An 11,590-nucleotide genomic window follows, 5' to 3' on the forward strand; every position below is an offset into this window, starting at 1 on the left:
GGAAAAATAATGAAAAAGGTATTTTTTTGTATTTTTTTATGTTTCAATTTAAATGCACAAAGTCTTGAAATATCTAAGTTAAGAACAGATTTGTATTCTAAAAGCGGCGCTAATGTTTTAAAAAAGATTGAAATTTCTTTGGATTTTGAAGGAGAAAATTTAAAAGAAAATGAACTTAAGCTTATTGATTCTATCAATACCGTTATTTCTGGCTTTTTCTATGAGGATATCTTTACTGAAATTGGCAAGGATAATTTTAAAAAAGTTTTGAAAAAATTTATAGAGAAAAAATATAAAATAAATATCGATGATATTTATATTTTATCTTTAAGCGGTGTTGAAAAATTTGATTTAGAAGAATTTAAAAGATTTTTAGAGAGTACAGAAGCTAAAAAAAATAATACAAGCGATGAAGTGAAAAAAGTTTTGGAAAATTTAAGCGTTCCTGAAGTTCCACAGGTTAAAACTCCAAATAATATCAGCGTTCCTAATATACCTGAAGCAAAGCAAATAGGGCAACTTTTTGGCGATGGCAATGAAGATAAAAAAGATAATGGTGAGATCAGTCCTGATTCTCTTAATATCCCTAAGATCAATCCTTCAGAACTTGAGGAAAAAATCAAACAAGATTTGATCAAAAATCCACCACAAATTTTTAAAGAAAAAAATGCAAGCAATAATATTTCTAAAGAAAATTCAGATATGGGTTTTGATTTGAAATTAGATAATAATTTAAGCCACGTTCAATAATTTCTTATTGAACGATGTCGTAATTTTTTGGAATTTTAAATTCAAAAATTTTAGGATCAATTTTAGGATTTTTGATTTGATTGCTTAAGGTTATTGTTACGTCATTTTCAAATTCATCTTTATAAGAAATAGACTGAATTTTATCTTGATCTAAAATAAGAGTGTAATCAATCTTTTCATATTTTGCTAAAAGTTTATTTTTTGAAATTTGTTTAGCATTTTTAAAAATTTGATTAAGATTAGGTATGTTATCGAGTTTTGAAAAGATCACTTGTTCTAAATCATGTTCTATGATCGCAACTCGATTTTTATTGATATAAATTTCTTTTTTATTGGGTGTGGTATATTCCCAAAATGCTTTATCTTTGCTTATGATAAAATGTCCACTATAACGAAGCGTTGAATTTTTGGATTTAACTAGCTGAGTAAAATCGCTTGAATAGGTGTTAAAATCAAGATCAATAGCCCAAATTTTAACTACAGCAATTAAAAAAAATATAAAAATTTTTTTCATTATTTTCCTTAAAATTTTTTATTAATTCTAGCTAACTTTAATTAAACAATAGCTATAATGATAGCTTGAAATTTTAGCAAAAGGTTTTAAAAATGTTTTTAAATGCTTTAAGAGCCATATTTGGAACAAAAAATGATCGCGAAATAAAAAAATATTTTAAACGAGTGGCACAGATTAATATGCTTGAGCCTAAATATCAAAATTTAAGCGATGAAGAGCTTAAAGCTGAATTTTTAAAATTTAAAGAGCAAATTATTAAGGGCGAAAAAGAAGAAAATGAAATCTTAAATGATGTTTTTGCCATAGTAAGAGAAGTAGGTAAAAGAACTTTAAATATGCGTCATTTTGATGTGCAATTAATCGGCGGTATGGTTTTGCACGAAGGTAAGATTGCAGAAATGAAAACAGGGGAGGGAAAAACCCTTGTGGCGACTTTGCCTGTTGTTTTAAATGCTATGAGTGGAAAAGGTGTTCATGTTGTAACTGTGAATGATTATTTAGCTAAAAGAGATGCAGAGCAAATGAGTGCGATTTATAACTTCTTAGGTTTTAGTGTCGGGGTTGTGCTTTCATCTCAAAATAATGACTTAGAGCATAAAAAAGCTTATGATTGCGATATTACTTATGGGACAAACAATGAATTTGGCTTTGATTATTTGCGTGATAATATGAAATTTTCAAAGGCTGAAAAGGTTCAAAGAGGGCATAATTTTGTAATTGTAGATGAAGTAGATAGTATTTTAATCGATGAAGCAAGAACTCCTTTGATTATTAGTGGGCCTACTAATAGAACTTTAGATGGTTATATAAAAGCCAATGAAGTGGCAAAAAAAATGAAAAGAGGTGAAGCGGTATTACCTCCTGCTAAGCCTGAAGGTGATTTTGTAGTGGATGAAAAAAATAGAAATATTTTGATCACAGAAGCAGGAATTGCTAAGGCTGAAAAGCTTTTTGGAGTGGAGAATTTATATAGTCTTGACAATGCTATTTTGGCACATCAACTTGATCAAGCTTTAAAAGCACACAATCTTTTTGAAAAAGATATACACTATGTTGTTAGAAATAAAGAAGTTATTATCGTTGATGAATTTACAGGGCGTCTAAGCGAAGGACGTCGTTTTAGCGAAGGACTTCATCAAGCTTTAGAGGCTAAAGAAAATGTAAAAATTCAAGAAGAAAGTCAAACTTTAGCTGATATTACTTTCCAAAATTATTTTAGAATGTATAATAAGCTTGCAGGTATGACAGGAACGGCACAAACTGAGGCGACAGAATTTTCACAAATTTACAATTTGGATGTTATTTCAATTCCAACAAATATTCCTATCAAAAGACAAGATAAAGATGATCTAATTTATAAAACTCAAAATGAAAAATTTAAGGCTGTCATTGAAGAGATTAAACAAGCTAACAAAAAAGGACAACCTGTTCTTATAGGAACAGCAAGTATAGAAAGAAGTGAAGTTTTTCATGAAATGCTTGTAAAAGAAAGAATTCCACACCATGTTTTAAATGCTAAAAATCATGAACAAGAGGCTTTGATTATCCAAGATGCTGGAAAAAAAGGTGCTGTTACCATAGCGACAAATATGGCAGGACGTGGGGTTGATATCAAAATAGATGATGAAGTTAGAGCTTTAGGAGGACTTTATATCATAGGAACTGAAAGGCATGAAAGTCGTCGTATAGATAATCAACTTCGTGGTCGTGCGGGGCGTCAAGGCGATCCTGGAATCAGCCGTTTTTATCTTAGTGTAGAGGATAATTTATTAAGAATTTTTGGTGGCGACAGAATGAAAGGGATCATGGATCGCTTGGGTATAAAAGAGGGTGAGCATATAGAATCTCCTTTTGTAACAAGAGCGGTTGAAAATGCACAAAAAAAAGTGGAGAGTTTGCATTTTGAAAGCAGAAAGCATTTGTTAGAATATGATGATGTGGCTAATGAGCAAAGAAAGACCATTTATCGTTATCGCAATGAATTGTTAGATGAAGAGTATGATATAAAAGCTAAGATTTCTCAAAATATTGCCGAGTATAGTGCTAGTGTGATGAGTGAGCTTATGATCGATGAAAATAATACCGAGTTTAATTTTGAAACTTTGAAAAGTAAAATTTTTGATGAATGTTCTACTGAAATCAAAGAAAGCGATTTTGAAAATCTCAATGCCATTGAAATGCAAGATAAATTAAGTGAAATTTTAGAAAAATCTTATCATCAAAAAATGGAAAAATTAGATGAAAAAGAATTACACAATATCGAGCGTATTTTGTATTTGCAAGTTTTAGACAATGCTTGGAGAGAGCATTTGTATCAAATGGATATTTTAAAAACAGGTATAGGTCTTCGTGGATACAATCAAAAAGATCCTTTAGTGGAATATAAAAAAGAGAGCTACAATCTCTTTTTAGAGCTTGTTAATCGTATCAAATTTGATAGTATAAAACTTCTTTTTAGTGTTAAATTTACTCAAGAAGAAGCTAAAGATCTAGAAAATACAGCGAGTAAAGAAAATGAAAAAATTCTTGAAAATTCTGTAGAGATTGGAGTAAGTGAAGATGGGCTTGATGAGCCTGAATTTAAAAAAGTTCCTAGAAATTCACCTTGTCCTTGTGGAAGTGGCAAAAAATTTAAAGAATGCCATGGAAAAAGTGGTCCAAAACAAGGAATTTTAGCTTGAATAAAAGCGTTTTAAAATATTTACTTTTTAAATATTTAAGATTTGATAAAGAGCAACCTTTTATCAATCTATCTATGCTTTTAGCATTTTTAGGAGTGTGCGTAGGACTTTGTGTTTTGCTTGTGGCAATGGCCATCATGAATGGTTTTGATAAGGAATTTGAAAAACGTTTTTTTGTGATGAATTATCCTATTACCATTGTGTCAAAATTTTATGCTCCTGTTGATGATGAGTTGGTTAATGAACTTAAAAAGCAATTTCCAAAATTGCTTTTTAGTCCTTATATCAGCACTCAAGTTGTTGCCAAAGGAGACAATCGCTTTGAAGGCGGGGTGCTTTTTGGTGTTAATTTTAAAGATGAAATTAAGATCAATGAAATCGTTGCTAAGGCTATTAAAGATCAAAATTTAAGCGGTTTTGATATCCTTTTAGGATCGGCTTTGGTGGATGAGTATGGCTTGCGTAAAAACGATATGATTTCACTTATTTTTTCAAATTTTAATCCTAGCGGATTTTCTTTGATCCCGCAAACTAAACGTTTTAAAGTAAAAGCTCGTTTTACTTCCGGACTTGCTTTTTATGATAAAGCTTATATGTATACTGATGTTAAAGCCTTAAGAAAAGTTCTTGGAATGAATGAAAATCAAGGTTATGATGGAATACATGTTTATAGTGATGATGCTTTTAAAGATGTGGAAAAAATAAAAAATTATTTAAAAGACGATTATATCGTTATAGGATGGTGGGAGCAAAATAAAAATTTCTTTTCAGCTTTAAAGCTTGAAAAAAGAGCACTTTTTATAGTTTTGATGCTGATTATCTTGGTTGCAAGTTTAAATATAGTCAGTTCTCTTTTAATGATTGTTATGAATCGTCGTAGCGAAATCGCTCTTTTATTTGCTTTGGGCGCAAGCAAGGCAGAGGTTAAAAAAAGTTTTTTTGCCTTAGGGATGCTTATAGGTGGTGGTGGTATGATAGTGGGCATTTTACTTGCTTTTATCGCTTTGTGGCTTCTAGGAAATTTCGATATCGTTACCTTACCGGCTGATGTTTATGGGACGAGTAAATTACCGCTTGATTTGTCGGTTATGGATTTTACTTTGACGGTTATAGGGGCTTTACTTATCATCGCTTTATCGTCTTTTTATCCAGCCAAAAAAGCAACTCAAATCAATGTTTTAGATACTTTAAGGAATGAATGATTTTTATAAATTAAAGTTGCAACTGATATCTATGATAACTTTAATTTTAGATTATTAAAATTATTCATTATATTTTACTATGGTTCTATAATAGTTTTTTTCTTTTTTATAGCTAGTTATAAAATGTTTTTCTTTTAATTTTTCTAGAAGTTTATAATTATATTCTTTAATTTCTATTTTCACATGCTTTCCATCTTGAAGAGCAATTTTTTTGTATTCGCCACCAAGATTGTTTAGAATATCTAGAATATCTTGAGTTTTTAAATTATCAATTTGTTTATATAAAAAAGTAATTTTTTTATCAATCTCATTATTATTTTGGATTACTTGTTTAATTGTGCTACTATTAAGTTTTTCTTTATCTTTAAATTTTTTATAAACAAAATCTATTAATTCTTTATTTTTGTTTTTATTTAATAATAGTTCGCAACATTCTTTTAGAATATTCTGTTCTATATTGTTCTCATTTTGAATTAAATACTTAACTATTAAATTAAAATTATATCCTAAATTTAATAAATACTTTATATTTTCAATTGTGCAAATTAATTTATTTTGTTCTATTATAAAAATTTGTAAATTTTTATTAACATCATTAAGAGAATAAAATTTACATTCTTGTTTTTTAATTATCTCCTTCTTTAGTACCTCATCTATATTATTGTTTATAAGTTCGATTACTATCTCTTCGCTTTCTTTGGTGTTATATTCTAATTTTAAAAATACATTTTTTATATATTCATTTAAATTTTCTTTAATATAATTAAATAGATTATTGTTTTTTAGTTCTTTAAAAAATGTATAATTTTTTTCATTAAACTTATTTTTATTTTCTTCTCTTTCAGCAAATAATGTTTTAAAATTATCAATATTTATTTCATAACTATTGTTTTCAATAATATGATTATATAATACATACTGTATTTTAATGTCATTTAGTTTTTTAAATTTAATTTTAAATTTTTCAATAATATCGATAATATTTTTGGAAGTATTCTCGTCATTTTGGCCTATAAATGATAGTGAAGATATATTGGAAAAATAAATTTGCATATTTTTACTTTTAAAAATTTCATTTAAGTTAACTTTAGAGGCCATCTTAATAATATTTTTTAAATATTTTTCTTTATTTTCAATTTTTTCAACTATACTCCAAAAATCATTAATATTTTCAATTAAACAATTAATTACATCTTTGCAGTTTTCGTCTAATAAATTTTTATAAAATTCTAAAGGATTAGTATCTTGTAAAAATTTACAAAAATTACTAAATTGTTGATTGTAATTTTTATAATTTTTAATAAGATGTAAAAATAATTGAATATTTAATATGAAATCACAGGTGAAATCATCTGATTTTAAATGATCTAAAACTTTATCCACATTGGAAAGTTTATAGTCAAATCCTAAATTTTCTTTTTTATGTTTAAGGTTTAAAACAAATTTTTTATCATTGTCTGTTAGATCATCATAGGTAAAATTTGAAATATATTGATCGTAATCTTCATCTATATAACCTTGTTCGATAAAATATTTTATCATATCCGCGTATTTATATTGTTCTATGTTTTTAAAATCAATATATTTGTAAAAATCTTTTAATGGAGAATTAGAAAGTGTATTTAAAGATTTAATTTTTTTTTGATATTTTTTATTCACATCTTTTATATCTATCTCAGAATAGTTATCAAATATTTTACAGTTGTTAACAAGTTTTGAAACTAATTCATAATTATTTTCTATATCTTGTTTGTTATATCCTAAATTATCATTTCGATCTATATATATCCTATGATAGCTTGAGTCGCTAGAAATAAGATTAAACAATTCTTCTGCGTAGCTCTTGGCAATATAAGATGCTAATTCACTTTTTTTAGTTTTAATGTAGTCATTTTTAGATTTTAAAATATTATGTAAATTACCTTCACTTTTCTCCAATTTTGAAAATTCTTCTGTATTGAAAAATTTATACACAAGTAGAGCAAAAAGTTTTGTATTTTTTAATTTATCATTTCTATTAATATTAAGCTTATCTTTATAAAATAAAAATTCATTATATATGTTGTTTATTATTCTTATATTGTGCATATATAACGAAACATACTTTAATAAATCTTCATCTATAAGCATATTATCTTTTTCAAAATATTTTATTATTTTTTCTTTTGAATTGTGAGAATTTATATACGGTATTTTTATTAAAATAAAATCAAAAAATTTAGTTCTTTCTTCGGTATTTTTTAATATAGAAGGTTTAATTGCGTATAAAAAAGTTATTTTATGTTTTATGCCTTCATAATTATTTAAAAAATAATTTAGTTGTCTAAGTCTTGTGAAAATGTCAATCTTGTCAAATCTGTCTAGATCTTGAAAAACAACTATCCGAAATTTATTTTTTTTAAAAAAATATAAAATTTCATCTAGATATTTATTGAGTAAAGATTTTTCATCGATTTGGGAAATCTCAATATCTTTGCTTGTAATTTTATTTATTGTGCTGTTTTTAATAATCAATAACATCTTATAAAAATAAAAATATAAAATAAGAAAATCTATAATACACAAAGTATATACAATGAAATTATTATAGTTTGAAATGTCAAAATTAGATTTTAATAAATTTTTAAAAGTTTCGTCAAATATAAAAAAATAAGAAAATATCAAAAGAAAAAAAGATGTAAAATTTATAAGAGCTTTCCAGAAAGACACTTCACTTATTCTTTTGAATTTGGATAAAGGAATTTTAGATTTTTCAACCCTATAAAATATCTGCTCTAATATTATTTTTTCTATAGTTTCTATTTTATTATCTATATTTCCAAATGTTGCTAAAGAAATGTCTAAAATTTTATATTCATTTAAATACCCGTATTGTTTTTCGAAAGATTTTATAAGGCTGGTTTTTCCTGATCCGTATTCCCCTTGGATTGCAATATTTTTCACTTCTTTGTTATCAATAGCATATTTTAATATTTCAATTTCTTTGTTCTTTGTATCATCATAGTGCGGAGTTGAAAATTTATATTTTTGAAGTTCTTCAGAATTTATTGGACTATCACTGCATGTTTTTTTTAAAAAATTTCTTATTTTCATAATCAACATCACCTTGATTTTAAATATATAAAATTATACCAACAATTAAATCTTTTTTAAAAATCTTATGTTGTTTTCAAGTAAAAATTTAAATTATTGCAATGAAGTTATTTAAAAACTTTATAATTCTTTATAAAATCCTTTAAAATAACCCCATCGACTCTCAAATCATAAGCTTTTTCCAAATCATCAAAGTTTTCTACTATCATTAAAATTTTGCTATCAAAAAGGTAAAATTCAGCCACTTCTGAAGCAAATTTTGCTAATTTTTCATCTTTAAAGATTAAAAATTTTGCCTCAAATACATTGCTTAAAAAAATTTCATTTTTATTTTGTATAAAAATGGCAAAATCCAAATTTTCATTTTTTGCTTTTTGGATAATTTTTTCATCATAAAAAAAACAAGAAATTTGATCGTTTTGCAAATTTTCAATTTTTTCTATAAAATTAAAATTCAAATTTTTTGCTAGAGGATGTCCAAAAATTAGCATATTAATTTACCTTTAAAATGATTTTTAAAAATTTTAGTTAAATTTTACTTATAAAAAAATTTGCATACTTGAAATTATAAAAATGTTTTTATGAAGAATAGGGGGATATTTTGTTTATTCAAGAGCGTAAAAACTTTAGACCCATAAAACCACTTTCTAAAATAGCTTATTTATTAAATGCGACGCTTTTGCTTTGTCTTTTGACTTTATTTTTTTATTTTAGTTTTAAAGTGAGTGTTTATCATTTTGATTTTGCTTTATTATTGGAATACAAAAAAACAATTTTGAATGGATTTTTAAATACTTTATTGATCAGCTTTTTTGCTTTAGGAAGTAGTATTTTTTTTGGTTTGGTGATTTGTTTTTTTAGCTTGAGTAGATTTATAGTGTTGAGATTTTTTGCTTTATTTTATATAGAAATCATTCGCGGAACGCCTTTGCTTGTTCAAGTATTGTTGATTTATTATATTATTGCCAATAATTTAGGTTTTGATAATAGATATTTTGTAGGGATATTTATCCTTTCTTTGTTTTCTGGGGCGTATCTGGCTGAAATTTTTAGATCAGGAATTCTTAGCATTGCTTTGATCCAAATAGAAAGCGCAAGAGCTTTAGGACTAAGTGAAAGGCAAATTTTATTTTATGTGGTTTTTCCACAAGCTTTGAAAAATATCTTAGCTCCTATTAGCGGACAATTGGCTAATTTGATTAAGGATAGTTCTTTATTGAGTGTGATCGCTGTAAATGAATTAACACAAAATGTTCAAGAGGTTAATTCTTATGTTTTTGCTACGCTTGAAGGCTATATAATTTTAGCTATAGCTTATCTTGTATTAACCTTGCCGATCGGTTTATTTTCGCGTTATTTAGAAAGAAAATATCAAAAATGAAAAAAATCCTTGACAAATGAGTATATATTTTGGCATAATCACATTTTCATTTTTAGTTTATGTCTCGTTAGCTCAGCCGGTAGAGCATCTCCCTTTTAAGGAGGGGGCCGTTGGTTCGAATCCAACACGGGACACCACTTTGGTCGCTTAGCTCAGTTGGTAGAGCGCCACCCTTACAAGGTGGATGTCATAAGTTCGAGTCTTATAGTGACCACCATTTCTTACTTCTTAGGTGCAGCGGTAGTTCAGCTGGTTAGAATGCCGCCCTGTCACGGCGGAGGTCGCGGGTTCGAGCCCCGTCCGCTGCGCCACTTATGTCTCGTTAGCTCAGCCGGTAGAGCATCTCCCTTTTAAGGAGGGGGCCGTTGGTTCGAATCCAACACGGGACACCACTTTTTTGGGTTTAGACCCTTTCGTCTAGTGGCCCAGGACAACACTCTCTCTGTGTGGAAACAGAGGTTCAAATCCTCTAGGGGTCGCCATTGTTTTTTTGGTCGCTTAGCTCAGTTGGTAGAGCGCCACCCTTACAAGGTGGATGTCATAAGTTCGAGTCTTATAGTGACCACCATTTTTTAGGTGCAGCGGTAGTTCAGCTGGTTAGAATGCCGCCCTGTCACGGCGGAGGTCGCGGGTTCGAGCCCCGTCCGCTGCGCCACTTCTATGATACTTTCTAAAATTTAAGTTTTTTTATACTTTGTTTTAAGGCTTTTATAAAATAATCAATATCTTCTTTTTCATGTGTGTAATGTAAGCTAACTCTTAACCATCCTGGTTTTGTTTTAAGCTCTTGATTATCCTTTAAACCAAGCAAATCATGCCCATAAGGTCCAGCACATGCACAGCCCGCACGCGTTTCAATGTGATGAGTTTTGCTTAATTCATAAGCAAGATCATAAGGAGAAATTCCTTTGATATTGAAAGAGAAAATGGGTAAGCGATGGGTTAAATTTTTAGCATAAAGAATCAAATCAGGTATTTTTTCAATTTCTTTTAAAAAATATTTTTTTAATTCCTCATCTTTCTTTTCTATTTGAGAAATTCCTAAAGAATCCTTTATCTTAAAAGCTAAACTAGCACGGATAAGCTGTAAAATTCCAGGAGTTCCGCCTTCTTCTAAAATTTCTTCATTGCAAAGATAACATTGAGAAGTTCTTGAAACGTATCCTACGGTTCCACCTGCTGCAAAACTAGGCTTGTTTCCGCAAAGATTTTTTTTGATGACTAAAAGTCCAGAGCCACCAATACCTCCGATGAGTTTATGCGAGCTTATAAACAAAGCATCATAATATTTGCAAGATATATTTTTATAAGGGATAAAACTAGAAGCATCAAAAGCCACTATGCCTTTATATTTACGCACTAAATCACTTATGCGTTTATAATCACTCAATATCCCAGTTACATTAGAGGCTAAAGAAAAACTAGCAATAATTTGTCGTTTTTTATTGTTTTGAAGAGTTTTTTCTAAAAAGTCAAAATCTATTTCTCCAAATTCATTTAAAGGTATCCTTATGCATTCGCACAAGCCTTCTCTAAAGGATAATTCATTAGAATGATGTTCATAAGGCCCAACAATTACTAAAGGCAGTGTGTCTTTTTGTATTTGAGTAAAATATTTTTCTTTCACTAGCGGAGGTAAATAAATTCCAAGTAATTCTTGAAATTTTTTTATCGCACTGCTTGATCCAGTTCCACAGGCAATAAGGGCAAAATCTTTATTTAACTTGAGACTTTTTTTAATATCATCTCTAGCTTGTTCATAAAATTGTTGAGTTTTAAAAGAATTTAAAGAGCTATCAGAATGGGTATTTGCATAGGTTGGTAATATTTTAGCGATTTGTTTTTCTACGCATTTTAAGGCTAAGGCACTTGCAGTAAAATCAAAATGCAAAACACCTTTTTTAAGTATAATTTGTTGTTTTAAATCTGAAATTTGCAATTATAATCCTTGTAAAAATTTGATAGAATT

General features: G+C 28.1%; 8 protein-coding genes and 7 tRNA genes. 11 read left to right on the forward strand and 4 right to left on the reverse strand.

What is annotated here, in order from left to right; all coding sequences use genetic code 11:
- Window positions 1–9: 9 nt before the first annotated feature.
- Complete coding sequence (locus tag H2280_RS04165) at window positions 10–750, forward strand: hypothetical protein (protein ID WP_337215763.1); 741 nt, start codon at window positions 10–12, stop codon at window positions 748–750.
- Between the two features lie 4 nt (window positions 751–754).
- Here the strand turns inward: H2280_RS04165 and lolA are convergent, their stop codons facing one another.
- Window positions 755–1,264, reverse strand: a complete 510-nt coding sequence (lolA, locus tag H2280_RS04170; protein ID WP_337195630.1) for a LolA-like outer membrane lipoprotein chaperone — start codon at window positions 1,262–1,264, stop codon at window positions 755–757.
- Window positions 1,265–1,356: 92 nt separating this feature from the next.
- Between lolA and secA the strand changes: the two genes are divergently transcribed.
- The gene (secA, locus tag H2280_RS04175) at window positions 1,357–3,945 is read left to right on the forward strand and encodes a preprotein translocase subunit SecA (RefSeq protein WP_337215764.1); all 2,589 of its coding nucleotides are present in this window, start codon (window positions 1,357–1,359) and stop codon (window positions 3,943–3,945) included.
- The gene (locus tag H2280_RS04180) at window positions 3,942–5,147 is read left to right on the forward strand and encodes an ABC transporter permease (RefSeq protein ID WP_137623700.1); all 1,206 of its coding nucleotides are present in this window, start codon (window positions 3,942–3,944) and stop codon (window positions 5,145–5,147) included. Before secA ends, H2280_RS04180 begins: the two co-directional genes overlap by 4 nt.
- 60 nt (window positions 5,148–5,207) lie before the next feature.
- Here H2280_RS04180 and H2280_RS04185 read toward each other — a convergent pair whose 3' ends face one another.
- Entirely contained in the window at window positions 5,208–8,240 is a 3,033-nt protein-coding gene (locus H2280_RS04185) for a YobI family P-loop NTPase (RefSeq protein WP_337215765.1), read from the reverse strand.
- A gap of 107 nt (window positions 8,241–8,347) precedes the next feature.
- Window positions 8,348–8,731, reverse strand: a complete 384-nt coding sequence (locus H2280_RS04190) for a hypothetical protein (protein WP_337215766.1) — start codon at window positions 8,729–8,731, stop codon at window positions 8,348–8,350.
- A 110-nt stretch (window positions 8,732–8,841) separates the two neighbouring features.
- On the opposite strand from H2280_RS04190, the gene H2280_RS04195 reads away from it, so the two are divergent.
- The 8 genes from H2280_RS04195 to H2280_RS04230 all read left to right on the forward strand — a co-directional run bounded on the left by H2280_RS04195 (window position 8,842) and on the right by H2280_RS04230 (window position 10,276).
- Entirely contained in the window at window positions 8,842–9,621 is a 780-nt protein-coding gene (locus H2280_RS04195) for an amino acid ABC transporter permease (protein ID WP_337215767.1), read from the forward strand.
- 61 nt (window positions 9,622–9,682) lie between these two features.
- Window positions 9,683–9,758, forward strand: a tRNA-Lys gene (locus H2280_RS04200).
- A 4-nt stretch (window positions 9,759–9,762) separates the two neighbouring features.
- A tRNA-Val gene (locus H2280_RS04205) sits at window positions 9,763–9,838 on the forward strand.
- 17 nt (window positions 9,839–9,855) lie between these two features.
- Window positions 9,856–9,932, forward strand: a tRNA-Asp gene (locus H2280_RS04210).
- 5 nt (window positions 9,933–9,937) lie between these two features.
- A tRNA-Lys gene (locus tag H2280_RS04215) sits at window positions 9,938–10,013 on the forward strand.
- 14 nt (window positions 10,014–10,027) lie between these two features.
- Window positions 10,028–10,103, forward strand: a tRNA-Arg gene (locus H2280_RS04220).
- Window positions 10,104–10,113: 10 nt separating this feature from the next.
- Window positions 10,114–10,189, forward strand: a tRNA-Val gene (locus H2280_RS04225).
- Between the two features lie 10 nt (window positions 10,190–10,199).
- Window positions 10,200–10,276 (forward strand) — tRNA-Asp (locus H2280_RS04230).
- Between the two features lie 15 nt (window positions 10,277–10,291).
- Here the strand turns inward: H2280_RS04230 and H2280_RS04235 are convergent.
- Window positions 10,292–11,560: an aminotransferase class V-fold PLP-dependent enzyme gene (locus H2280_RS04235; protein ID WP_337215768.1), complete on the reverse strand. Its 1,269-nt coding sequence runs from the start codon at window positions 11,558–11,560 to the stop codon at window positions 10,292–10,294.
- Between the last annotated feature and the right edge of the window lie 30 nt (window positions 11,561–11,590).

The sequence above is a fragment of the Campylobacter sp. 2457A genome, from assembly GCF_020135895.1.
In the GTDB taxonomy this organism is placed as follows: domain Bacteria; phylum Campylobacterota; class Campylobacteria; order Campylobacterales; family Campylobacteraceae; genus Campylobacter_D; species Campylobacter_D taeniopygiae.

What these genes read in the sequence shown, in the direction of transcription:
- H2280_RS04165 (WP_337215763.1), top strand. Translation starts at nt 10, where the DNA reads ATGAAAAAGGTATTTTTTTGTATTTTTTTATGTTTCAATTTAAATGCA.
- lolA (WP_337195630.1), bottom strand. Translation starts at nt 1,264, where the DNA reads ATGAAAAAAATTTTTATATTTTTTTTAATTGCTGTAGTTAAAATTTGG.
- secA (WP_337215764.1), top strand. Translation starts at nt 1,357, where the DNA reads ATGTTTTTAAATGCTTTAAGAGCCATATTTGGAACAAAAAATGATCGC.
- H2280_RS04185 (WP_337215765.1), bottom strand. Translation starts at nt 8,240, where the DNA reads ATGAAAATAAGAAATTTTTTAAAAAAAACATGCAGTGATAGTCCAATA.
- H2280_RS04190 (WP_337215766.1), bottom strand. Translation starts at nt 8,731, where the DNA reads ATGCTAATTTTTGGACATCCTCTAGCAAAAAATTTGAATTTTAATTTT.